General features: G+C 56.7%; 22 protein-coding genes. 9 read left to right on the top strand and 13 right to left on the bottom strand.

Annotated elements, in window-relative coordinates; genetic code table 11:
* Positions 1-45 precede the first annotated feature (45 nt).
* From WA928_RS12675 to WA928_RS12650, 6 genes are all read left to right on the top strand, one after another.
* Positions 46-915, top strand: coding sequence for an ABC transporter permease subunit (locus WA928_RS12675; RefSeq protein WP_424304185.1), 870 nt, complete (start codon positions 46-48; stop codon positions 913-915).
* A 97-nt stretch (positions 916-1,012) separates the two neighbouring features.
* Entirely contained in the window at positions 1,013-2,017 is a 1,005-nt protein-coding gene (locus WA928_RS12670; RefSeq protein WP_424304182.1) for a branched-chain amino acid ABC transporter permease, read from the top strand.
* Between the two features lie 4 nt (positions 2,018-2,021).
* Positions 2,022-2,771: an ATP-binding cassette domain-containing protein gene (locus WA928_RS12665; RefSeq protein WP_424304179.1), complete on the top strand. Its 750-nt coding sequence runs from the start codon at positions 2,022-2,024 to the stop codon at positions 2,769-2,771.
* Entirely contained in the window at positions 2,768-3,499 is a 732-nt protein-coding gene (locus WA928_RS12660; protein WP_424304176.1) for an ABC transporter ATP-binding protein, read from the top strand. Before WA928_RS12665 ends, WA928_RS12660 begins: the two co-directional genes overlap by 4 nt.
* Positions 3,500-3,540: 41 nt before the next feature.
* Complete coding sequence (locus WA928_RS12655) at positions 3,541-4,926, top strand: amidase (RefSeq protein WP_424304173.1); 1,386 nt, start codon at positions 3,541-3,543, stop codon at positions 4,924-4,926.
* Between the two features lie 159 nt (positions 4,927-5,085).
* Positions 5,086-6,051, top strand: coding sequence for an acetamidase/formamidase family protein (locus tag WA928_RS12650; RefSeq protein ID WP_424304170.1), 966 nt, complete (start codon positions 5,086-5,088; stop codon positions 6,049-6,051).
* 81 nt (positions 6,052-6,132) lie between these two features.
* Here WA928_RS12650 and WA928_RS12645 read toward each other — a convergent pair whose 3' ends face one another.
* From WA928_RS12645 to WA928_RS12630, 4 genes are all read right to left on the bottom strand, one after another.
* On the bottom strand, positions 6,133-7,632 hold the full coding sequence (locus WA928_RS12645) for a tripartite tricarboxylate transporter permease (protein WP_424304167.1): 1,500 nt from the start codon (positions 7,630-7,632) through the stop codon (positions 6,133-6,135).
* Complete coding sequence (locus WA928_RS12640) at positions 7,632-8,081, bottom strand: tripartite tricarboxylate transporter TctB family protein (protein ID WP_424304164.1); 450 nt, start codon at positions 8,079-8,081, stop codon at positions 7,632-7,634. Before WA928_RS12640 ends, WA928_RS12645 begins: the two co-directional genes overlap by 1 nt.
* Before the next feature lie 64 nt (positions 8,082-8,145).
* Positions 8,146-9,111 (bottom strand): Bug family tripartite tricarboxylate transporter substrate binding protein, encoded by a 966-nt coding sequence (locus WA928_RS12635; protein WP_424304161.1) that lies wholly within the window; start codon positions 9,109-9,111, stop codon positions 8,146-8,148.
* A 55-nt stretch (positions 9,112-9,166) separates the two neighbouring features.
* A complete protein-coding gene (locus WA928_RS12630) occupies positions 9,167-9,907 on the bottom strand; it encodes a GntR family transcriptional regulator (protein ID WP_424304158.1) in 741 nt (246 codons plus the stop codon).
* 70 nt (positions 9,908-9,977) lie between these two features.
* Here WA928_RS12630 and WA928_RS12625 point away from each other — a divergent pair, with 70 nt between their 5' ends.
* The gene (locus WA928_RS12625) at positions 9,978-10,757 is read left to right on the top strand and encodes an amidohydrolase family protein (RefSeq protein WP_424304155.1); all 780 of its coding nucleotides are present in this window, start codon (positions 9,978-9,980) and stop codon (positions 10,755-10,757) included.
* A 19-nt stretch (positions 10,758-10,776) separates the two neighbouring features.
* On the opposite strand, the gene WA928_RS12620 is transcribed toward WA928_RS12625, so the two are convergent.
* The 7 genes from WA928_RS12620 to WA928_RS12590 form a co-directional block, all read right to left on the bottom strand.
* The gene (locus WA928_RS12620; protein ID WP_424304152.1) at positions 10,777-11,721 is read right to left on the bottom strand and encodes a pirin family protein; all 945 of its coding nucleotides are present in this window, start codon (positions 11,719-11,721) and stop codon (positions 10,777-10,779) included.
* 35 nt (positions 11,722-11,756) lie between these two features.
* The gene (locus WA928_RS12615) at positions 11,757-12,482 is read right to left on the bottom strand and encodes an ABC transporter ATP-binding protein (protein WP_350383931.1); all 726 of its coding nucleotides are present in this window, start codon (positions 12,480-12,482) and stop codon (positions 11,757-11,759) included.
* Positions 12,469-13,227, bottom strand: a complete 759-nt coding sequence (locus WA928_RS12610; RefSeq protein WP_424304148.1) for an ABC transporter ATP-binding protein — start codon at positions 13,225-13,227, stop codon at positions 12,469-12,471. Before WA928_RS12610 ends, WA928_RS12615 begins: the two co-directional genes overlap by 14 nt.
* The gene (locus WA928_RS12605; protein ID WP_424304145.1) at positions 13,224-14,168 is read right to left on the bottom strand and encodes a branched-chain amino acid ABC transporter permease; all 945 of its coding nucleotides are present in this window, start codon (positions 14,166-14,168) and stop codon (positions 13,224-13,226) included. The genes WA928_RS12610 and WA928_RS12605 overlap by 4 nt, the downstream gene beginning before the upstream one ends.
* Positions 14,165-15,037 carry a branched-chain amino acid ABC transporter permease gene (locus tag WA928_RS12600; protein WP_424304142.1) on the bottom strand — a complete coding sequence of 291 codons (873 nt, stop codon included), beginning with the start codon at positions 15,035-15,037 and terminating at the stop codon, positions 14,165-14,167. The genes WA928_RS12605 and WA928_RS12600 overlap by 4 nt, the downstream gene beginning before the upstream one ends.
* A 140-nt stretch (positions 15,038-15,177) precedes the next feature.
* Positions 15,178-16,443 carry an ABC transporter substrate-binding protein gene (locus tag WA928_RS12595; RefSeq protein WP_424304139.1) on the bottom strand — a complete coding sequence of 422 codons (1,266 nt, stop codon included), beginning with the start codon at positions 16,441-16,443 and terminating at the stop codon, positions 15,178-15,180.
* Positions 16,444-16,646: 203 nt separating this feature from the next.
* Entirely contained in the window at positions 16,647-18,194 is a 1,548-nt protein-coding gene (locus WA928_RS12590; RefSeq protein WP_424304133.1) for a sensor domain-containing diguanylate cyclase, read from the bottom strand.
* A gap of 202 nt (positions 18,195-18,396) precedes the next feature.
* On the opposite strand from WA928_RS12590, the gene WA928_RS12585 reads away from it, so the two are divergent.
* The gene (locus tag WA928_RS12585; RefSeq protein ID WP_424304128.1) at positions 18,397-19,866 is read left to right on the top strand and encodes an ABC transporter substrate-binding protein; all 1,470 of its coding nucleotides are present in this window, start codon (positions 18,397-18,399) and stop codon (positions 19,864-19,866) included.
* On the opposite strand, the gene WA928_RS12580 is transcribed toward WA928_RS12585, so the two are convergent.
* Positions 19,867-20,274, bottom strand: a complete 408-nt coding sequence (locus tag WA928_RS12580) for a dihydroneopterin aldolase (protein WP_424304125.1) — start codon at positions 20,272-20,274, stop codon at positions 19,867-19,869.
* Positions 20,271-22,064 (bottom strand): M61 family metallopeptidase, encoded by a 1,794-nt coding sequence (locus tag WA928_RS12575; RefSeq protein WP_424304210.1) that lies wholly within the window; start codon positions 22,062-22,064, stop codon positions 20,271-20,273. Before WA928_RS12575 ends, WA928_RS12580 begins: the two co-directional genes overlap by 4 nt.
* 19 nt (positions 22,065-22,083) lie before the next feature.
* Between WA928_RS12575 and WA928_RS12570 the strand changes: the two genes are divergently transcribed.
* The gene (locus WA928_RS12570) at positions 22,084-22,860 is read left to right on the top strand and encodes an enoyl-CoA hydratase (RefSeq protein WP_424304122.1); all 777 of its coding nucleotides are present in this window, start codon (positions 22,084-22,086) and stop codon (positions 22,858-22,860) included.
* The last annotated feature ends 20 nt before the right edge of the window (positions 22,861-22,880 follow it).

The raw sequence follows: 22,880 nt of genomic DNA, 5'->3' as shown, positions 1-22,880 counted from the left end.
GAAGTGTGCGCCGCATTGGCGTGGACGGGTGAGGAGGAACACTACGTGAACACAATCATCAGTGTCATATATCAATTTGGTACGAACGGTGCTTTCCTGCTGTTAAGCGCAATAGGGCTTGTTGTCATCCTGGGGATGATGAACGTCATCAATCTTGCCCATGGTGAGTTCATGATGATGGGCGCCTTTGTCACCCAGTTTGGGTACGCGGCCGGCCTACCGTTAGCGCTTTGTGTCGTTCTTAGCTTCATTGCTGTTGCCGCCGTTGGTGCCATATTCGAGCGGCTTTTGATATCCAGATTCCTGAACCATGAAATGTCGGCAATGATTGTTACTTGGGGGATCAGCCTGGTCATGGCACAGGGTGCTTTGTTGCTGTTTGGTCCTTCGCTGGCGTCAATTCCCATCCCATTTGGAGCGGGAGCCATCGGCACGTTTTCATTCTCCTGGTATTGGGTATTGCTGATCTGCATGGCTGCATTTTTGCTGTTTGGTCTGTGGTTTCTTTATTACCACACCAAATTTGGGCTCAGGGCACGAGCTGCAATGCAGGAGCGAGATATGGCCCGTGCCCTGGGTGTGCGAGTAGGGAGCGTATACACATGGACCTTCGCTCTTGGGTCGGGGCTCGCGGGCTTGTCGGGTGCACTGCTGGCACCTAATACCACTATTGCTCCGTTTATGGGTCAGCAGTACCTCGCTCCAGCATTCATCACGGTTGTGACAGGGGGGTCGTCAAATGTCATCGCAGGTGCTTTGGCGAGCGCGGGCCTCCTCTCGCTTGCCGAGACGCCAGTGACCATATGGTTCGGGACGTTTCTTGGCGTTGTAGCCATGATGTGCGCTTCCCTGATCCTTATCCGGCTGTTACCCAATGGGCTCTCAGAATGGATTCAGCGGCGTTTTCTGTCATGACGGGAGGGCGTAAACAGGTGCTTACCTGGCCTGGAAATTCAGTGGTCGATCGAACGCGGACGACCGTAACGTGCAGTTTTCTACGTAGACAAGAAAAATGATACGACTAAGACTTAAGGTTGAAGACTACCTGACAGTTCCAGTATGGATTGCCATTGCGGTATTTGCAGTCTTTGCGAACGACTATTCCGCGTCAATATGGGCTTCATACATCTTCAATATTCCTATGGCACTGGGCCTGGCGCTGTTGTGGGGTTTTGCGGGGGTATTGAGCTTTGGTCAGGTGGCATTCTTTGGGCTTTCTGGCTATGCATATGGAGTGATCGCCGGCAACTTAGGGGAGTCAGCGGCGCTGGCAAGCTGGATAGGTGCCGGTGGGGCATTAGCCTTGTCGGTTGCCTTGGCGCTTGCAGTCGGCTGGTTTGTTTTCTATAGCCGTGTCGAAGCCTGGATCGTCCCGATTGTGACGTTGGTGATTTCCTTGATTTTGGCAGCATTCCTTGGGCAAACCGCTGGTTATCAGTGGCGGATCGGGGAGGTTCATCTTGGTGGCTATAACGGGATGACCGGAATCCCCGGGATGAACCTCTTTGGGATCGATCTGCAAGGACGACTGTTTTTGTTCTTCGTCATCTTTGTTGCTGTGCTTGCGTGGTTGGTGTGCGTGATATGCACGCGATCGCGGTATGGAGACTCTCTGATTGCACTGAGGGAGGATGCCGTCAGGACAGAGCTGTTCGGCCACGATATCAGGTTCCTGCAAACGTCTTGCTTCATGATTTCGGCGGCTTTGGCTGGTCTTAGTGGTGTCTTGTATGTGCAGTGGGGATCCTATATCACCCCGGATTCCATGGGGCTCTTGCAGGCGACTCTGCCAGTGATTTGGGTTGCGGTGGGTGGGAGATCCAGCTTGTTGGGTGTGATCTTGAGCACACTTGCGTTGAATGCGCTGACGTATCAGCTGTCCTCCGCCGGAAATCAGTATGCATTCGTGATTCTTGGGGTTCTTCTTGTTGTGGTGATGGTGATTCCAACCACGCGCGCAGGTAAAGCGTTGTCTGCGAAGTGGCGCCGCTTGACTCACAATTTTTCGGAGGGCTGAAGTCATGGGGGGCGCGATTGAAGTCAGTGGTCTGTACAAGAGTTTTGGTGGTGTGGTGCCAGCGAACAATCTGTCGTTCACCGTGGAGACGGGTGAGCTGCGTTGCTTGATTGGCCCTAATGGTGCCGGTAAATCAACATTGTTCAAGTTGGTCGTGGGCCTTGAAAAACCCGAGCGTGGAGTCGTTCAGCTGTTCGGTTCGGATGTTACGCGCGAGCCGGCATTCCGCCGCGTTCGGCGTGGTGTGGGCGTCAAGCTGCAGAGTAATCGTGCTTATCGCAATCTTGACGTTGCACACAATATCCGGGTGGCTGATTTCCGCCGTACAGGAGAGAAACGCCAACGGGCAGGCACCAAGAATGGAGCTGGAGTCAGCAGAGATCGTGCGCTTTCTCTGTTCGGTATCGAAGATGTTGTCAGATCCAATTTGCTCGTTTCAATGTTGTCCTATGCAGAGCAGCAGTGGCTCGAAATCTGTTGCTCCATCGCCCCGGATGTAGGACTGCTGCTTTTGGACGAGCCCACGGCAGGAATGAGCGTGAGCGAGACGATGCACACAGCAGAGGTCGTCAAGCAGCTCAAACGCGATGGCCTCACCGTTGTTGTCGTAGAACACGATATGGCATTTGTGCGGGCTGTGGCAGATAAGGTCACTGTGCTGCACCAGGGGGAGCTGCTGGCGGAAGGAGGTATGGAAGAGATTTCTTTGCGCCCTGATGTGCAGGATGTCTATCTAGGCAGGAGGAAGACATGATGTCAACGAACGAAGGAGGTCGTGGCGGGGACATCTTGCTGGAGATCTCGGATCTTTTCTCCAGCTATGGCAGTGGGGATGTGCTGCAAGGTGTTTCTTTCGAAGTCGCAGCAGGGGATGCCGTTGGCATATTGGGCAGGAATGGGGTCGGTAAAACGACATTGATGCGCACGATCGTTGGTTTGCTCAAGAGTACACGTGGAGACATCCGGTTCTGCGGCCAGGCGATTACACACATGCAGCCTGAGGACCGGGCTATCTCTGGTTTCGGCTATGTGCCACAGGGAAGAATGGTGTTCCCCTATATGAGTGTCGAGGACAACTTGAGAGTCGGCGCACTGGAGCGAGGCAATAGGGCTGATCTGATCGAAGAGATGTTTGCCCAATTTCCGCGTTTGCGTGAACGACGAAGACAGCGTGCAGGCTCGCTTAGTGGGGGTGAGCAGGAGATGCTGGCCATCGCACGGGCGCTTGTTGGTGGGCCCAAAGTTTTATTGCTGGATGAGCCTAGTGAGGGCGTGCAGCCGAGCATCGTTGACGAGATCGGGGAACTGATCGTCGATCTGAATAAAAAGGGGATGACGATACTTCTTGTGGAACAAAACGTTGAACTGATGAGGGTCGGTGCGCGACGTGGGTACGTAATGGAGAAGGGCCGCATTGTCTCAAACCTGTCTGCTGGGGACCTCGCAGACGACAGCACATTACGGGATGCACTTGCGCTCTGAATGAGGCGTGTCGTCCGCCTTTTTTGAGCCAAAGGAGATGAATGATGGAGTTATTCAGCACTATTAGTGAGATCTCGCAGCTTATCCGTTCGCGGCAGTTGTCCAGCGCGGATTTGGTACAGCAGCAGCTCACCCGGATCAGACAGGTTGATCCCATCGTCAAATCATTTTCGTATGTATATGACGAGCAGGCGCTGGTTGCTGCGAAAGTGTGTGATGCAGAGCTTGCTGCGGGGCGCTGGAGAGGGCCGTTGCATGGCGTCCCCCTCTCGATCAAGGATATTTACGGGATCAAAGGAGATCCGTTCGAGATTGGCATGCCGAGTCGCAAGGGGCTGAAGGCTGAGACAACAGCCACGGTCGTCACAAAGCTGGTGGAAGCTGGTGCAGTTATCGTGGGGCGGGTGCATACCACCGAAGGTGTGCTGGCAGAGCACACGCCACCGTTTGAAGCGCCCAAGAACCCATGGGGCCTGGATCGATGGGTAGGGGTGTCGTCAAGCGGAAGCGGTTCTTCTACGGCTGCGTGCCTGGCTTTTGGGACGCTGGGTTCCGACACTGGCGGGTCTATCAGGATGCCCTCGGCCAGCAACGGTGTGACGGGGCTTAAGCCTACCTGGGGGAGATGTAGTCGATACGGCGTCTTTGAACTGGCAGCAACGCTGGATCATGTTGGGCCCATTGCACGGAGTGCTCTGGATACCGGGCTCATTTTAGAGGCTATCGCCGGGTTTGATCATAACGATCCAACGTCTTTGACGGCAGCGACTGATGATTATGGATCGAAGCAGGCTTTGACTGGAACAGGGGTGCGTATAGGAGTTGACTTCGGTTGGGCGCTGTCCGACGTCAGTGCGGCTGTCAGCCAAGGGCTGAAGGAAGCCATGCAGGTATTCATAGAAGCGGGTGTCGAGATCATTCCCATCATGTTCCCAGACCCAGAGACGATCAATATGGATTGGTTCAAGGTGTGCGGTGTTCAGACTGCCTTCGCCCATGGGAAATGGTATGACGACCACAAACAGGAGTACGGGAGCAGTTTGGGCGACATCATAGAACTGGGGCGAAACATGTCAGGCCTGGATTACCAGGAGGTAATCCTCAGGCGGCTCGAGTTTCGGGGCCGTGTGTTGGAGGCGCTGCAGAGCGTGGACGTCATGCTGATACCAGGCTTGCCGTTTGAAGCGCCGCCGGCGGATCAAATGACTCGTATGAGCGTAGAGCAGTTGGCAAAGGTTCATCGATATACCGTGCCTTTCACCATGAGTCAGCTACCCACCATCACCATGCCGTCAGGCTATGGAGAAAAAGGCTTGCCTGTGTCGATTCAGATCGTCGGGAAGCCCCTGAGCGAGAAACTGCTGGTCAGGCTGGGGCAGGTATTTCAGGCACGTACGGATTTTCATAAGAAGCACCCGAACATTTAAGGGGTGGGTTTTTAGTACGGCATTAATGCCTTGGTGTTCCGGTCGGAGACTTCAAAATCGGTGGCACGGAAAGGTTAGTTGGTTACGAGCGTCGTGTTGTTAATTGCTGTCTGAATCGAGAGGTTTTCTATGAGTAAGGCATGGTTGGATGATACCGTTATGAGCCGTCGTGGCGTGGGGGCAAATCGATCCCCCGTTACCCACCATCTTACGGAGGAGATGCAAAAGAAATTTCACTATACGGTGGGTCCGTACTCTGAGCCTGTGTTGTCGATCGAGCCTGGTGATCGCGTGATAGTGGATACGCGCGATGCGTTTGAGGGCAAGATTCAGAAAGAAACGGATATTCCGTCAAAAATTCTTGAGCTGCCATATCTGAATCCCCAGAACGGCCCGATTTTGGTTGCGGGTGCAGAAAAGGGCGATGTGCTAGCTGTCCATATCGAGGAAATGTTGCCGCGTGGTGACGATCCTCATGGGATATGTTGCATGATCCCGTTTTTCGGAGGGCTGTCGTCCACGGATTACACGGCGTCGCTGCACGAGCCGCTTCCTGAGATCGTGAGGCGCATCAAGGTTGATCGCAATCACGTTTACTGGAGCAAAAAGCACACGCTGGCATACAAGCCTCACATTGGGACGCTGAGTGTTTCTCCTGAAATCGACTCCATTAATGCACTTGTTCCTGATAATCATGGTGGCAACATGGATATCCCGGACATTGGGCCTGGCAGCATTACCTATTTGCCAATCCGGTCTCCAGGAGCACGGTTGTTCATAGGCGATGCGCATGCCTGTCAGGGAGACGGTGAGGTTTGCGGCACTGCCGTAGAATTTTCCAGCACCACAACGATACGGGTGGATCTGATCAAGAATTGGAAAATTGAGTGGCCACGCATGGAAAACGAGACCAGCGTCATGGGAATTGGCAGTGCCAGGCCACTGGAGGATGCCACCCGGATCGCATATCGGGAACTTATCCGCTGGTTGGTCGAAGACTATCAGTTTGATCAGTGGGATGCGTACATGATGCTTAGCCAGTGCGGGAAGGTCCGGTTGGGCAATTTTGTGGATCCCAAATACTCTGTTGGAGCCATGCTCGACAAAAGTTATTTGTCTGCTTAGTGTTCTGTCTGGTTGAACTGAGTTTCTGCGATGGGTGTGTGGAAGGCACCTATTAATCCGGCCGCTGATGCGGCCGGTGTTCTACTTTGCGGTACGCAGTCGGCGCGCTGCCCAGATCTTGGACACGATCGTAACCACAACGATTATTGCGAAGATTCCCAGAAATATCCGTGCTGCCGTCCCGGCAAAAAAGATTCCGTAATCACCCGCGGAAATTGTCAGGGCGCTGCGGAAGGCGGATTCCATGCGGTCGCCCAATACCAGGGCCAGCAAGGCTGGTGCGATGTCGTAGCCGAACCGCCGTAACAGATAGCCTGCGACCCCTGCACCCGCCATCACATACAGATCGAACGGTGACGCTTTTTCGGAGAACACACCGATTGCGCAGAGCAAGACGACAATTGGCGCTAGATAGGCCATGGGTGTGCGCAACAGCCGCACAAACAGCCCCACCATGGGCAAGTTAAGCAATACCAGCAGTACGTTGCCGATGTACATGCTGGCAATGAGCCCCCAGAAGATTTCGGGATGGCTGGTAAGAAGCAACGGACCAGGCTGGATGCCGTGGTTTTGAAAGGCGGATAACAGGATTGCTGTAGATGGAATGGCCGGAATGCCCAGCACCAGCAGTGGGATCATCGCTGAGCCTGTTGTGGCATTGTTTGCCGTCTCGGGGCCGGCCAGGCCCGCCACTGCGCCGTGGCCAAATTCTTCTGGGTGCTTTGAAAGCTTTTTTTCTACCGCATACGACACAAAGGTAGAAACAATATGGCTGACGCCCGGGATGATCCCCAACGCAAAGCCGATGCCCGAGCCGCGCAAGGCGGGGCCTACCGATTCCCGTGCCTCGCTTTTGGTGGGAATAAGCTCACGCAAACCTGGAGTTTTGGGGCGCTCGTCGATGGTTTCTTTTAATGACAGTAGTAGTTCGGAGATGCCGAACATACCAATGGCCAAGGCCACGAAGCTCATCCCGCTGGCCAGATCCAACTGGCCAAACATGAAGCGTGCATCCGCCGTTTGGCTGTCCAGCCCGATGGTGCCGATGGCCAGGCCCAGAGCAATCATGGTGAACGTCTTGATAGGCGGGCCGTTGGAAACCGTGGTGACGATCAGCAAGGCGACCAGCATCAGGATGGCTTCTGCTGCCGGGCCCACCGCGAGCATGAGATCCGACAAGTAGGGTGCCAGCACCATGAGCCCAAGGATGGAGAGCGTGCCGCCGACCCAGCTGCCGACAGCAGCAATTGTCAGGGCAGCACCCGCGCGACCCTTCTTGGCCATTTCGTGGCCATCAAGGCAGGTGACGATGGAGGCGGCTTCACCTGGGATACGCAACAGGATTGAGGTGGTTGATCCACCATACATGGCACCGTAGAAAATACCGGTGAGCATGATGATGCCGCCTGTGGGATCCATTGAGAAGGTGAGGGGCAGCAACAACGCCATGCCAGCCATCGGCCCCAGCCCCGGCAGCACCCCAACCGCTGTACCCCAAAAAACACCCACAAAACAGAGAAATATGTTTTGCAGGCTAAGCGCAGTGGCGAACCCGCCGATGAGTTGTTCAAACGCGTTCATCAGAAGATCCCGATTGGCAGTTGGACGGACAGCAGGCGGTCAAAAACCAACCAGAAAGCAATGGTGGCCAGAACAGATACTGTGGCTGCGCGGATGGTTTTGACGCCACCCACCCAGCGCATCATGGCAAATAGAAAGACCAGGGCGCAGGGTATGAAGCCCGCCACGGCCAACAGCACGCAAAGCAAGACAATCAGGGCAACCGCCTTGGCGGCCGGTGCTTCCATCCAAGGTCTTGCACCCTCGCTATCGGGATGGCGCAAGGCCCGCAAGGTGCAGCCTAATCCGCCCACCGCCAGACCAATGGCAACGGCAGCAGGGAAGAAGCCTGGGCCGGGTTCGCGCACTGTGCCCAGGCCCAGCGCCCAGGACATTTGCAGCCAGACTAGCCCTGAGATGCAAAGAACCAGACCGACGATAGCATCTCCGATGTGCTGTTGAATTTTCATGATGAGCGTCCGTGGCTTTGTGTTGCGGTGGCCTTGATCAGAGGGTTACCCTCTGGCTACCTTGTTACTTGTCTTTCTTGGACAAGCCGATTGCTTTTGCGACTTGGCCCAGCGCGGCGTATTCGGTGTCGAAGACTTTCTTGGTTTGTGCAGCATCCAGCGGCCGCACCACGGCACCGTAGTTGTTCATGGTGGTTTTCATTTCGGGCAGCGCGTCAGCCTTCAGGAAAGCATCCTCGAGTTTCTTTTGGATGCTTGCAGGCGTTTTGGCTGGAACAACAAGCCCCCACCAGAGCACGGTTTCTTCGTCAGCCATCCCGATATCCTTTAGGCTTGAAGCATCTGGCAAGGCACTGTTGCGGTCGGCTGATGTCATCAGCAGGCACTTGGCCTTGCCCGCCTTGACGTGTTGTTCGATGGGCGGGATAGAGCCGCCGTAGAGATCGACGTGGCCACCAAGGAAGTTCTTGGCGGTTTCACCGGCACCTTTAAATGGCACCGGCCGTACCTTGACGCCGGCCTTTGTGAAGATGCGCTCGGCTGCGAACTGCATAGTGCCGCCTGCGCCGTCGTTACCCAGGGTGTATTTGCCCGGGTGTTTTTTGAGCTCGGCCAGCAGCTCGGCGCCATTGTTGGCTGGAAAATCGGGGTGCGCGCAAATTGTGTAGGCCGAGTAGCCGATCGACATCAACAGTGAGTAGTCGTCTTTGCTATAGGGAACATTAAGGCTGTGAGGCAATGTTGTCAGTGGGCTGTTCCACACAAACCCGATCGTATAGCCATCGGGTTTGGCCGTGATGATATTGGCCATACCAACCGTGCCGCTACCGCCGCCCCGGTTCTCAACGGTGATTTGCTGGTTCAGGATTTTTTCTGTCAGATCGGCGATTTTTCGGCCAAAGGTATCGGTGCCGCCGCCGGGTGCTGCCGGGACAATCATGGTGATGGAACGATCCGGGTATTCTGCTGCTACGGAAAACGATAGGCCCAGGGCCACTGCGGCAATACTTACTTTAAGAATGGATTTCATCAATGTCTCCCTCGTCGAGGTGTTGGGGGTGGGCATTGGCTGGACTTGCAGCCAATTATTGAAGTTCGATGGAATAGGTAAATTGGCGCGCCAGCCCGACCGATCGGCGCCATTCCAGGGGGTGGCCATCCAGGCCGATTGCCAGACGCTCGATGACCGCAATGGGCTCTCCGGGCGCGACGCCCAAATGTTGGGCAATGGTGTCTGGGGCATGTTCGAAGCGCAGGGTTTCAGTGGCCCGAAACACGCGGTGGCCACAGGCGGTTTCATATAGCGGGTACAGCAGGTCGCCAAAATCGGCCAGGGGAATCGACAGCAGTGGAGCAAATGCCGCGCGACTGACGAAGATTTCCTCGTGCAGCATCGGGGTGTCGGCGATCAGACGCAGACGCAGTAATTGCAATAGCGGCGCCGAGGGCTCGATTTGCAGCCTCTTGTTGATGCTGGCTTGTGCGGGTGCCGGCGTAACGCTGAGCATTTTGCTGCGTGGGCGCAGCGGCGTGCCGGTGGTGTCTGTATACCTGAAGAAGCGCATCAATGCATTGCCGAAATCAGCGCGGCGCACATAGGTGCCCTTGCCCTGTGTGCGCAGGAGAAAGCCCTCTTGCACCATGTCTTCGATGGCGCGCCGTACTGTGCCCACGGATACGCCGAAGTCTGCAGACAGCTGTGTTTCTGAGGGAATCGGGTGCGCGGGTGTCCACTCGCCCTGAGTGATGCGGTGGACGAAGGTATCTTTAAGACGCTGATATATCGGAAGGCGTTGGTCCGATCGGCCGGCAGGTATGGTATCCATGAGATTAGTATAGTTCTCTAGTCCTCTATAGGACTATAATGGAAAACCCCTGTTCACGGGTCTTACGCTCATGTCGATTGATACACACATCCACTTATTCCATCGTGGTCTACCAAGAGCCCAAGGGATTCGCCACGATCCTGCCTATGACGCATCGCTGGATCAGTTATTGCTTTGCGCCACTGGCACGAGTGTTGATCGATTCGTCATCGTGCAGCCGTCGTTTTTAGGCACGGATAATCAATTTCTGCTGGATCAGTTGCTGCGCTATCCCGCCCTGATTGCGGGCGTTGCCGTGCTTGATCCAGGCGTGTCAGAGGATGAAATAGAACAGCTTGCCCAGCAGGGGATCCGTGGTATTCGTCTTAATCTGCTTGGACGTGAGCTTTCACAGGTACTGAACGCAGAAACGCTGTCCTTGGTTGCACGGTGTGCCGAGCACGGCTTGCACATCGAGCTGCATGATGATGGGGCCCGGTTGCCGCAGGTGCTGGCCCTGGTCGCGCCTTTGGCAAAGACGCTGGTTATCGACCATTTCGGCAGGCCCAACGTTGGTCGCGGCGGTTTGCAATCAAATGAGTTTCAAACCTTGCTGAACTCAGGAGAAGGCAAAGATTGGTACGTCAAAATCTCTGCACCCTATCGGTGCCCCGGTATCGATGTATATGCTGCCTGGCGGCACTTCTTGCAGCATTGGGGGCCAGAGCGCTTGTTGTGGGGAAGCGATTGGCCGTGGACGCAGAACGAAAACTACTTAAGCTACACAGACTGGTGCCGGCCGTTTGATGCCGAAGGCGATTTGCCTGCGCGCCTTGAAGGGAATGCATTGCGCCTGTACGGAAACCGATAATAGCGGCCTTCTTGTGTGTTTACCGTGCAATCGGCCGCCCCACCAGCTCTGGCGCGGGTAGCCGTTGCCCATGGTACGCAGCTACCTCACCAAAACGTTGGTGGTTTTCCCAGTCGGTGCGCGCCTGGCGGATGTCGTCCAGGGTGCGGCCCACGAAATTCCACCAGATCATGATCGTCTCGCCAAAGGGGGCGCCGCCTATCAGAACTGCGCGAGTGGCCGTGCGGCAAACCAGCTCCAGCCCGTGGCGCTGCGTGCCTAGATAGTGCAGGAACCCAGGGGCCAGGCTTTGGCCTTCAAGGGAGATCTCGCCGGAGATCACCACCAGGGCATGCTCCCATGCGGGGTTAAGGGGCACTTGCAGGGTGCTGTGAGCACTAATGTTCAGCTCGGCCCCCACCATGGGAGAGTACGTCCGGGTGTTGGCATCCGCGTCAGCCAGTTGGCCCGTAAATACGTGGATGCGCCCGCCGCCGGGCTCCAGTACCGGTAAATCAGTGTAGTGGTCGAAGTGTGGCTCGCACTGACGGTGCGCGTCAGGCAGCGCCACCCATAGCTGTAAGCCGTGCAATTGGCCTGAATGTGTAGACGGGGTTTGCTCAGTGTGTGAAATACCGCGCCCGGCCGTCATCAAATTAAGCTGGCCCTGGCGCACAAGGCTTTCAGAACCCAGGCTGTCGTTGTGCAGGATTTCTCCGGAGAACAGCCAGGAGACGGTTTGCAGGCCGATGTGCGGGTGTGGTGCGATGTCCATGGCTTTGCCGTCGGTAAACGACAAAGGCCCAAAGCTGTCCAGAAAACACCAGGGGCCCACCATGCGATGCTGGTGTAGCGGTAGGACACGGGATACTTTCAGCCCAGCGCCCAGGTCGGCCTCCCGGGCGGGCCAGCTTTGGATGGCAGCCTGAGGCGTGGGTCGGCTTTCGCAGGATTCTGCCTCGGTATCCGGCAATGGGTTGCTCATGGTGGTTTGGCTCGGGAATGTTGGTTGGTAGCTGATCAGTCGTCTGGAAACTCCCATTTCTGGGCGCTGGCGCCAGCCAATTCTTGCACACGTTCTTCGTCGGCACCAAATTCGGAGGCGGATCCCTCGTGGGTGATCTGGCCGCGATCCAGCACATAGGCACGGTCGGCTACTTCGATGGCTGCGCGGACGTTTTGCTCGATCAGCAGCACTGAGGTGCCGGCATTGCGCGCTGCCACGATGACATCGAACACGTTTTTGACAATCAGCGGCGCCAGGCCTTGAGAAGGCTCGTCCAGCAACAGCAGCCTGGGGTTAAGCAGTAATACGCGGGCAATGGACAGCATTTCCTGCTCGCCTCCGGATAGCTGCTTGCCTTTATGGCGTTTGCGCTCTTCGAGCCTGGGAAAAAGCTCGTAAATGCGAGGGATGGTCCAGTGGCCTGGACGATCTACTGGCACCTTGAGGTTTTCGTCGACGGTGAGGTTGGCAAACACGCGCCGGCCTTCGGGCACCAGGCCCACCCCCATTTGTGCGATCCGAAAAGATGCAAGGCGGGTGGATTCGGTGCCAAATACATGGATATGGCCGTCGTGTGCGGGTGTCATGCCCATGATGCTGCGTAGCGTGGTGGATTTGCCTGCGCCGTTTCGGCCTAGCAGGGTAACCAGCTCGCCTTCTTCGACGTGCAGATCGATGCCATGCAGGATGTGGCTTTTACCGTAGAAGGTGTGCAGTTGTTGGATTTCAAGCGCCTTCACGTTTTTCCCCCAAATAGGCCACCTGAACTTTCTCGCTGTTGGCGATCTCGTCGGGTGTACCAACTTCCAGTACCTGGCCTTCGGTCAGCACCGTGATGCGGTCTGCCAGATTGAAAATCACCCGCATGTCGTGCTCGACGAGCACGATGGTGAGTTTTTGTGTGCGATGCAGCCTGCGGATGAGAACCGCCGTGTCGAAGGTTTCTTTGTTGCCCATGCCGGCTGCGGGTTCGTCGAGCAGCAACAGCTTAGGCTTGAGGGCCAGCGCCATCATGATTTCGGTAGAGCGCTGGTCTCCGTGCGAGAGCTCGCCCACATTGCGCTCGGCGTTTTCGGTGAGGCCCCCTGTTTCCATGAGCTCATCGACCAGCTCTTGCGTCTTGGCGACTTGCGCGCGGGTGTTGTGCAGGGTCATGCGTAATCCCTCGGTAACCTCGACGGCGATACGCAGATTGTCCCGGACGCTGAGTTCGGGGAAGACTTCAGTGATCTGGAAAGTGCGGGCCATGCCAAGGTGTACCCGGCTGTGCGGCGGCACATCGGTGACATCCTGGCCGGCAAAAAGAATGCGGCCGCTGGTTGGCCGGTAAAAGCCGCTGATCATGTTGAAGAAGGTGGTCTTGCCCGCCCCGTTGGGGCCAATGATGGCGTGAAGTTCACCTTCTTCGACATTGAGAGAGACCTGGTTGACGGCCGCCAGTTCGCCGAAGCGTTGAGTGACATTGTGGACTTCTAGCAAGCTCATGATGTTTTTCTCTGCAACAGCCCGACGATACCGCGGGGGAGGAATAGCACGACCAGCACGAAGATCAGGCCGATGAAGAACATCCAGCTGTCAGTCCAGCTGGACAGGTAATCCTGTGCAATGACAAAGATGGCGGCGCCCAATAGCGGCCCCCAAAAGGAGCGCATGCCCCCAATGACGGCCATGAGAACGAAGTCGCCTGATTGCGTCCAGTGCAGGTTGTGGGGGCTGACGAAGTTGTTGAGCATCCCGTACATCGAACCCGCCGCCGCCACAAATACGCACGACAGGGTGTAGGCCAGCCACAGGTGGCGATTAACCGGGATACCCAAAAACCGGGCCCTGCGCTCGTTTTCGCGCATGGCCTGCAAGGTGTGACCAAACGGCGATCGCAGGAGAATGGCCATCAGCGCTGCACACACGGCAAATACGCAAAGCGCGGTGTAATAAAACACCAGGCTCGAGGAGATATCCAGCTGCATGAAGCCGAGATCAATGGGTTGGCGATGAAAGGTAAGGCCGTTATCGCCGCCAGTGACGGTGTTCCAGCGAAAGGCGATGAAGTAAAACACTTGGCCAAAGGCGATAGTGGCCAAGGCGAAGTAGATGCCGCGTAATTTGGCCAGAAGGTAGCCGATGATTGCACCGCCAATCGCCCCAGTTAATACACCCACAAGAAAGCCAATAGGGGTGCTAGGCATCAGGTATTTGATGAATAGCCCTGTGCCGTAGGCGCTGAGGCCAAAGTAGGCTGCGTGGCCAAAGGCCATCACCCCGGAATGCCCCACCAGCAGGTTGGTGGCCATGGCTGCCAACCCGATGATCAGTACCCGGGAGGCCAGATCGGTGTAGCCGCCAATGTTGCCAATCCAGCTGGGCAGGGTAAGCAGGATGACCCAGACGATGATCAGGCTGAGTGATTTGCCGAAGATATTATTCACAATTTGGTCCCACCTTCTTCACCAAACAGGCCGTGCGGCCGAATCAAGAGCACCAATGCCATCATGACGTAGATAGTTGCCTCGGATGCGGACGGGTAGAACACGGTAACCACACCGGCGGCGATGCCGATCAGCAAGCCGCCAAATAGGGTACCTACGAGACTGCCCAGGCCACCCACGATCACTGCCACGAAGCTGGGCATAATCAGCTGATCGCCAATGGTTGGTGTAAGACCCAACATGCCTGCGGCCAACACCCCCGCAAAGCCGGCAAAGAAAATGCCCAGACCAAAGTTGAGGTTGCGCAGGATGCGCACATCGACCCCCAGCGCGGAGACCATTTCGAGATCGAGCGTGCCTGCCCGGATGCGCATCCCCAGGCGGGTTTTTTTGAGAATGACGAACAGTACGGCAACGGTGATGGCAACCAGCGCCACCATGAACACGCGATAGCCGGTGAGAAAGAACAGCGTGGGGCTAAGCGGCGAGCGCAGGATCTCGGGCACCTGGAAAGGCAGGCCCTGAGCGCCCCAGATATAACGGATGGAATCCTGCAGCACAAAGGCCAGGCCAAACGTGAGCAGCAGGCTGTAAAGCGGGTCGCGCTTGTACAGGGGCCTGATCAGGATGCGCTCTACGACAATGCCGAAAATTGCCGTGAGGAAAGGGGAGACGATGAGCGCGCCCCAAAAACCAAGATACGGCTGCAGGGTGTAGGCGATGTAGGCGCCCAGTGCCAGAAACCCGCCATGCGCAAAGTTGATGACGTTGGTCAGGTTGATGATCAGGGACAGACCAAGGGCCATCAGGGCGTAAAACGCGCCGATGACAAGCCCGTTAAATATATTGAACAGGACCAGTTGGGTCACGAGGTGCCTCCGTTGAGCAAGATAGCCCCCTGTCGGGTAGGTTTAGACCCGGGTGTCATGTGATCTGTGGAAGACGCCCGGACGGCCCCTGGCACTGAATGTATTTGGGGAGATGTCCGGGCATGGGTGCATGGCCGGTGTCAGTCTGGCCAGGTCATCTTGCACCCGGTTTCTTCAACCGTTGGTGCAATCGTTTTGCTCTCGATGACTTCGTCGACCTTGAAGAGATCGTCTTTGCCTGCGTCTCCTTGGGCTTGTGCATGCCCGGCCCACAGGGTGCCAATCAGCAGGTGTTGGTCGGCGCGGAAGGTTGCCGGGTGTGGTTGCAAGGCCACTTCGGGCGGAAGCGTAAGCCCGTTGAGCGCCCGGGCCATTTTGACGGCATTGAGCGATTTGGCTGTATTGGCTGCTAGTGCGCAGGCGTGAATGGCCGTGTGGCCAAACCAGGTACGCGCAGTGGGAACCCGGCCAGTTTTCTTGATGATGGCGTCGGTGAACTCTTTGACGTGCGGAACACCGGGTTGGTTCCAGTACCACTCGATGACCCAGTTGCCGATGCGCGAGGCGGGTGGCAAGGCTTCGAGGGTTTCAAGCTCGATGTTGGCGCCGGCGATCTGGAAGCGTTCGTGCAGACCAAATTGCACGGTTTGCTTGAGCACATTGGTTTGATCCTCGCCATTTTGCAAAATGACGATGACGTCTGGATTGGCTGCCTGCGCTTTGATCAGATAAGAGGAGTACTCGGTGGTGCCCAGCGGGATGAGGTCGGCACCCAGGTTGGTGGCCCCGAGCTTCTCGAGGTTCTTTTTGTAGGCCGACAGCAGCCCGTGACCAAAGGCGTAATCGGGAACCAAGAAGTAGAACTTTTTGCCGAAACGCTTGACCAAGGATGGCGCGATGGCATTGACCAGCAAGGTGGTGGAGGGGTCGACCTGATAGACGTTCCAGTGACATTCGCTGCCGGTGATGGGGTCGGCGTGCCCGCCCGGATCCATCATGAAAACGCCTTTTTCGTAGGCAACTGCTGACATGGCCATGGTGAGGCCGGAGTTGACGTTGCCAACCAGAAAATCGACCTTGTCTTTGTCGATGAGCTTGCGTGCTTTTTGCACGGCAACACCTGCATCACCACTGGTGGAGTCTTCGACGACCAGCTCGGCGGGGCGCCCCAGGATGCCACCTTTGGCGTTGATCTCCTGGACGGCAAGCTCCATGCCGTGAAGCTCGTTGCGGCCGGTAATGGCGTAGGTGCCCGTCAGGGGGTTGTCGACACCCAGCTTGACGGGTTGCTCGCCTTGCGCGTGGATGATGGGGGGGGCGGCAAGTGCCGCCAGGCCGGCGACGCCGGTGGCTTTCAGCATCGTGCGGCGATCTATTGTGCCGCGGTTGCTGTGATTGTTATCCATGTGAATCCTCCTCTGGTACGTCAGTTGGACGTGCGTCGCCAAGAGGGCGGCGCAGCGAGTGTTTCGAGTGAACAACTGCTGCTGATGCCTGGGAAAGCGTGCCGGTTTCCGCAAGACGCAATCAGTGTGGCGCTGCGGTAAAGCACGTGTCAATGCGGGTTTACCTAAATTTTTAGGTAATTTTTAGGTAATTTTTTGGCAGATTATTGCGCTTGATTACGCCCTGCACTTTTGGCTGCATATAGCGCAGCATCAGCCCGCTCTAGCAAGGCCTTGCGCATATCGTTTGCATTGCGCTTGGCGGGACGTTCTTCGGGTGTCAGGCAAGCAATTCCGATACTGACGGTTACCCGTTTGTCGTGCTGAGAAAACGGATGGGGGATGGCCGCATCAAAGACAGTCTGGCAGATATCTTGCGCCAGGATGTTTGCTTCAGCCAGCGAAGTATCGGGTAGCAGGATAACGAATTCTTCGCCCCCGTAGCGCGACACCATGTCGGTGCTGCGCCTGACAACCGATGTGAGGATACCCGCCACCTGCTTGAGGCATTGGTCGCCTGCGATGTGGCCGAAGTAATCGTTGTAGGCCTTGAAATGGTCTACGTCCACCATGAGGACAGACAACGGTTGGCGCTGGTATACCGTCTGGCGCCAGTTTTGTTCGAAACGCTCGTCCAGTGCCAGCCGGTTGGCCAATTGGGTGAGGGTGTCGTGGCGCACTTGTTGCTCGAGCAGGGCTTTCAGGCGTCGCTCGTATCGCCAGGCCTGGTGCTGCGTGTAGCCCAGGGCCAGCAAAATGCACAGCAAGCCGCCGATAATCGGCACTGCGATGTGCCAGGTGCCTCGCCAGCGGGCATCCCAGGCTTCTTCAGTATCGATTTTTGAGATCAGATACCAGGGAGATTCTGCCACCGGAGCAGCAACGGCCAGTACCGAGTGCTGTCGGTAATCGATGCCGGTAAACAGGCCCCGCATGCCATGGATGGCTTGCACCATGGGTGATTGAACGAGTGCCTGGGAAATTTTGAAATTGAGCTTTGCTTGTGGCTGGTGGCGCAAGGGGCTGAGAATCCGCGCACTGTCGTGATCCTGCATCACCAGTGTGGATTCGGCGGTGTTGCTGGGCGAGGGCCAGGTTTCGAGTAGCGGAAACAATGAATTGCGTACATCCATCACCATCCAGACAGCAGCAACGATGGCGTTGTTTTTATACACCGGGGCAATCATACCGAACCAGGGGTAAGCAAAGGCTGGGCCCGTTTGCGGATTGATGGCAATCGGCCGGGCCTCCTGGATAGCTTGACGCAGGGCCTGCTGGCCGACGGGGGGGAGTGGGGGGTAGCTGCGCTGGCCGGCGGTCAGCAGCATATCGCCCGATGGGGATAATAGATAAGCTTCTGAGTAGCCTGCCTGCTCTGACAAAAAGCGCAGCTTGTCCTGTATGTTTGCTTGTAATTCGCTGGCATCCACGGACGGGTTCTGGCTGTCCAGCCGCCACTGGGCCACGGCATCACTGAACAGAGGATCCATCATAATGGCGTTGGCATCAACCATTCTTGCTTGCCGCCAGGCTTCTATCCCCTGAATCTGTAATTGGTTGACCAATTGCAGTTCGTTGGCAATCATGTGCTGGTGACGTGTCTGATTGTCTTGGTAGGCCATAATGCCACCCAGGATCATCAACACACCTGCTGCCAAAATAACGATCAGCGCGGGGATGGTTCTGCGGGACAGAAATGGATGTTGCGCCATGTTGGTATTGACGGCATCAAGTAAAGCCGTTGTTCCTTCCTGGTCACTACTTGAGTAATAATGTCTGGATATTACAGGAAGTATTCGGTATGACTGAATCCAGAGTTACGCTGAGTGTCAAGAAGCCACAGTTTGGTTGCCAAATGCTGCGTGTCGTTTTCTGTGTCGTATCTGGGGTTGCAGGGTGATTTCCCGCCGGGCAATGCTGTCTTTGCCCTGGGCCTGCGCGGCCACAGCGGCGCTGGGCCGACCTGCATGGGGGCAGGCTTCTCCGTCACTTAAGCTTGGCCTGTCGCTGCGGCCAGACAGTCTGGATCCCACCTCATCGTCTGCCGCAGTGGTGGGCGAGGTTGTTCATGGCAATATTCTCGAAGGTCTCACCTGTATCCGCGAGAACGGCCAGGTGGCGCCTTTGCTGGCCAGCCGCTGGGATGTGTCCCTGGATCAGTTGCGCTATCAGTTCCTGCTGCGCGACGATGTGGTATTTCATGATGGTGCGCGGTTTAATGCTCAGGTGGTGGCCACCAGTCTGCGACGTGCCCAGCAACTGGGGGCGGCAAACAGTCTTATGGAGACGTTTCGCAATATCCAGGAGATCCAGACCCTGGACGAGCAAACTGTCCGCCTGGTGCTGAAGCGCCCTGACCCCCTGCTGCCTTTCCGGCTTGGGCAGTCTCCTGCGGTGATTGTGCATCCGTCCACTTCCGATCAGCTTGCTTATCAACCTGTGGGCACCGGCCCCTATCTGTTTGCCGGATGGCAAACTGCCGACAGCTTGCAACTGATGCGGTGGTCGGGCTACCGCGAGGCTGGCCGGATCCAGATTCCCACCGTTCAATTCCAGTTCATACCAGATCCTGAAAAGCAGGTACAGGCGGTGTTGGATCAGCGGATTGATGTGCTGTTTGGCGCCGCCACCAGCAGCGTGGATCGCCTGTTGGAGAGCCGGCAATACGAAGTGTTGGTGGGAGGCTCGTCTGGCAAGGGGATGGTAGCCATCAACAATCGCCGAGGGCCGTTGCACGATGTTCGCGTGCGCCGGGCCATTATGCATTCGATTGATCGTGAGGCCTTCATCCGGGATGTGTTGCATCGGCGGGCGCATGCCATTGGCAGCCACTTTGTACCCACAGATCCGGATTACATCCGGCTCACCGGCCTGTTTCCGTATAACCCCGACCAGGCCAAACTGCTGTTGCGCGAAGCCGGTGTGCGTCTGCCTTTAACCCTCACGCTGGCCTTGCCACCCACCCCCTATGCCTTGTTGGGCGGCCCGGTGATAGTGGCATATCTGGCTGCCGTGGGTATTCGCACAGAGCTTGTGCGGATGTCGTGGAACCAATGGATGTCCACGGTGTTTCAGGGTGATTTTGATCTGTCACTGATCTTGCATGTCGAGCCCCTTGATTACGTAATCTACACTCGGCCAAATTTTTATTTTGGCTACGACGATGCAGGCTACAGGGCGCTGGTGGCCCGTCACGGGGCCACCGCCAACCCGCGTGAGCGCGGCCAGCTGTTTCGGCAGATTCAGCGCTATCTGGCTGAAGACGCCGTCAATGCCTGGATTTTCACGCCCAGCATCAGTACTGTGGTGCGCAAGGGCCTAAAAGGCGTGCCCATGAACTATCCGATCTTTGCGCATGACATTGGTGCCATGTACTGGGCCTGATCAAAGATTGATAGCCTGACGTGCGCGGGTTTGCTCGATGCATACGGCCGCACAGTCTTCGAAGGCCAGAGGTTTGCAGATGCGTATCCGTGCCTTCAGTACGGTTGGGAAATCCTGCAGGATGCGATTCAGGGTGCGATCAACCAGGGTTTCCAGCAAATCGGTGTGCTGCCGGGTGGTTTCGTGAACCAGTGCATCGCGCAGTAAACGATAGTCCAGCACGCTGTCCAGATTAGTGTCGTCCACAGGGCCCGAGGCGTCTGTGTCGAACTCGGCATGGATATGCAAAGGCTGGCAGGCCGTGCGTTCGTGATCGAGCATGCCGATGGATGCCGACACACGCAGGTCGTCGAGGATGATGCGACGCGTTCTGGAGGCCGCAATGGGGGTGGGAGCCGCAAGTGTCATGAGGGTTTCCTGTTGTCAGGGGCTTGACGCGTCAGTACGTGCTTAAGTGCAGGTGGCGGTGCCAGCCGTGCCTGGTACTGGCGCAGTTCATCGCGTCGAAACACGTGCAACTCAACCGTATCTCCAGCCTGATGAGTGTCCAGGAGGTGATCCAGGTCGGCTGTGTTGCGAACACGCAAACCATCCAGGGCCAGCAGGAGGTCGCCGGCAGAGAGGCCGGCCTGATGGGCTGCGCCGTGCTCGTACACTGTGGCGATTTTTAGGCCTGCCGGGTCTGCCTGGGTACGAAAATCCAGCGAGGGCCGTGGATTTTCGGCTTCTTTGGTGAGCTGGATCCCATTGCGTGCAAGGGTAGGCTTAAGCGGGAGGTCGTCGCAGGTTTCTGTGTAGCGCTTGATCCAGCGGCCAAGATCCAGGCCGGTGGCTTGCCGAATGACGTTGGGCAAGGCGCCTTCTGCAACGCCATTTGGTTGACCCTGAAAAAAATCCCGGCCGTATGTCACCCAAAGCAGGCGCATGACATCATCCAGGCTGTGGCGCTGAGCGGATTGCTCGCGGATTTCGAGATCCAGAGCCAGGGCAATGAGTGCGCCCTTGGTGTAGTAGCTGACCAGTGCGTTGGGTGAGTTCTCGTCTTGCTTGTAGTAGCGCGTCCAGGTATCAAAAGAGCTGTCAGCCACCGACTGCTTCAACCGGCCGCCGCTGCGTTGTACGTGGTCTAGCGTGCCCGCTAGCAGCTTCAGATAGGCGGGCTCGTTGATGACTCCGGCGCGCAGCAGCATGAGATCGTCGTAGTACGAAGTAAACCCCTCAAATACCCATAGCAGGCGGGTGAGGTTGGGCTGGTTTAGCTGATAGGGCGCAAACGCTGCGGGCTTGATGCGCTTGACGTTCCAGGTGTGAAAATATTCGTGGCTGACTAGCCCTAAAAATCGTGTGTAACCCTCGGGTACAGGGCAGTGACGCATGGGCAAATCTTGGCGGGCGGTCATCAGCGCCGTTGAGGCGCGATGCTCGAGCCCACCGTATCCATCGCCCAGAATAGTGGTCAGAAACACGTAGCGCTCGGCGCTGTCCAAAAACGGTGCCTGCTTGGCCTTGGGCTCAAACAGGGCGATTTGCGCTTCGCAGATTTTGCGGGCGTCAGTTGCGATGCGATCAAGATCCAGTTGTGGTGCGACTCCAGTAAAGACCAGGTCGTGGGTGGCGCCATGCGCCTCGAAGCTGATGCATTGCGGTGTGCCGATTTCTACGGGATGATCGATCAGGGCATCGTAGTTGGGTGCGTAGTAGCAGCCAAAGCCGCGCAGGGGGGCGGCATCGGGCTGGCCAGCGGCACTTGGCATGCTGGTGTATACCTGCCAGTTGGATGTGTGCTGTGGTGCGCAAAGCTCCATCAGGCAGGGCTGTGATTCCTGACCATGCACGGCCAGGAAGATACTGCAGCCGTTAAAAAACGCATGACTTTCATCAAAATGGGCCCCGCGCACCGAGAGATCCCATGCATAGACGGTATAGTCGATTGTGAGGGCTGACCGTGACGGTGCACACTGCCAGGTGTGGTTATCTGTTTTGTGCACAGCCACCCGGCCTTGTGCATTGCGCACATGCAAAGTTTCGATCTGTCGGGCAAAATCACGTATCAGATAGCTGCCGGGAATCCACGCAGGCAAACTGATTGCCTGGCCGGCAGGATCCGGCTGCGGGATGGTGAGCCGGATTGCATAGCGATGGCCAGCGGGATCGGCCAGTTGTACCCGATAGCGAATCAGTTCGTTTTTCATATCGATAGTTTACTTTGGAGGCAACATGAGCGAAGCATTGGTCAAGGTTGAAGTACGAGGGCGCGTGGGCTTGCTGACGCTAAACCGGCCTAAGGTACTCAATGCCCTTAGCAACGAGGTCATCGACGAGCTGTCTGCGGCGGTGCGGGTTTTCGAGGCCGACGAAAACATCGGTGCCATGGTGCTGACGGGCAGCGAGAAAGCCTTTGCCGCGGGTGCTGATATCTCTGCGATGTCAGCCTGGACTTACATGGATGTCTACCAGGCCGACTACTTGGGTGGCAACTGGGATGCCTTGCGGCGTGCCCGCAAGCCTATTATTGCCGCGGTGTCGGGCTACGCGCTGGGCGGTGGCTGTGAGCTTGCCATGCTGTGCGACTTCATCATCGCTGCCGAAAACGCCAAGTTTGGTCAACCCGAAATCAAGCTGGGGGTTATTCCCGGATATGGCGGTACCCAGCGTCTGCCTCGTGCTGTGGGCAAGGCCAAGGCGATGGATCTGGTGCTTACCGGCCGTATGATGGATGTACAGGAAGCCGAGCGGGCAGGGCTGGTGGCGCGCGTGGTGCCTGTCGAGCGCCTGCTGGATGAAGCCCTCGATGCCGCTACTGCGATTGCGTCGATGCCGTTGCAGGCTGTGATGATGGCCAAAGAGTGTGTCAACCGTGCATTTGAGGCCACGCTCGACGAATCCCTACTCTTCGAGCGGCGAAATTTCCATGCCCTCTTTGCTACCGAAGACCAAAAAGAAGGCATGAAAGCCTTCGTCGAAAAACGTCAGCCCAACTTTAAACACCGTTAAGCGTGTTTTGATGCCAGCCC

It is taken from the genome of Castellaniella sp., assembly GCF_049651205.1.
In the GTDB taxonomy this organism is placed as follows: Bacteria; Pseudomonadota; Gammaproteobacteria; order Burkholderiales; family Burkholderiaceae_B; genus Castellaniella.
The sequence above is the reverse complement of the archived record's forward strand: the minus strand, read 5'-3'. Positions and strand labels throughout refer to the sequence as shown.

Excerpts from the sequence above, each read along its gene's own strand:
- WA928_RS12670 (WP_424304182.1), top strand. The coding sequence starts at position 1,013 with ATGATACGACTAAGACTTAAGGTTGAAGACTACCTGACAGTTCCAGTA.
- WA928_RS12665 (WP_424304179.1), top strand. The coding sequence starts at position 2,022 with ATGGGGGGCGCGATTGAAGTCAGTGGTCTGTACAAGAGTTTTGGTGGT.
- WA928_RS12660 (WP_424304176.1), top strand. The coding sequence starts at position 2,768 with ATGATGTCAACGAACGAAGGAGGTCGTGGCGGGGACATCTTGCTGGAG.
- WA928_RS12655 (WP_424304173.1), top strand. The coding sequence starts at position 3,541 with ATGATGGAGTTATTCAGCACTATTAGTGAGATCTCGCAGCTTATCCGT.
- WA928_RS12650 (WP_424304170.1), top strand. The coding sequence starts at position 5,086 with ATGAGCCGTCGTGGCGTGGGGGCAAATCGATCCCCCGTTACCCACCAT.
- WA928_RS12645 (WP_424304167.1), bottom strand. The coding sequence starts at position 7,632 with ATGAACGCGTTTGAACAACTCATCGGCGGGTTCGCCACTGCGCTTAGC.
- WA928_RS12640 (WP_424304164.1), bottom strand. The coding sequence starts at position 8,081 with ATGAAAATTCAACAGCACATCGGAGATGCTATCGTCGGTCTGGTTCTT.
- WA928_RS12635 (WP_424304161.1), bottom strand. The coding sequence starts at position 9,111 with ATGAAATCCATTCTTAAAGTAAGTATTGCCGCAGTGGCCCTGGGCCTA.
- WA928_RS12630 (WP_424304158.1), bottom strand. The coding sequence starts at position 9,907 with ATGGATACCATACCTGCCGGCCGATCGGACCAACGCCTTCCGATATAT.
- WA928_RS12625 (WP_424304155.1), top strand. The coding sequence starts at position 9,978 with ATGTCGATTGATACACACATCCACTTATTCCATCGTGGTCTACCAAGA.
- WA928_RS12620 (WP_424304152.1), bottom strand. The coding sequence starts at position 11,721 with ATGAGCAACCCATTGCCGGATACCGAGGCAGAATCCTGCGAAAGCCGA.
- WA928_RS12610 (WP_424304148.1), bottom strand. The coding sequence starts at position 13,227 with ATGAGCTTGCTAGAAGTCCACAATGTCACTCAACGCTTCGGCGAACTG.
- WA928_RS12595 (WP_424304139.1), bottom strand. The coding sequence starts at position 16,443 with ATGGATAACAATCACAGCAACCGCGGCACAATAGATCGCCGCACGATG.
- WA928_RS12590 (WP_424304133.1), bottom strand. The coding sequence starts at position 18,194 with ATGGCGCAACATCCATTTCTGTCCCGCAGAACCATCCCCGCGCTGATC.
- WA928_RS12585 (WP_424304128.1), top strand. The coding sequence starts at position 18,397 with ATGCTGTCTTTGCCCTGGGCCTGCGCGGCCACAGCGGCGCTGGGCCGA.
- WA928_RS12580 (WP_424304125.1), bottom strand. The coding sequence starts at position 20,274 with ATGACACTTGCGGCTCCCACCCCCATTGCGGCCTCCAGAACGCGTCGC.
- WA928_RS12570 (WP_424304122.1), top strand. The coding sequence starts at position 22,084 with ATGAGCGAAGCATTGGTCAAGGTTGAAGTACGAGGGCGCGTGGGCTTG.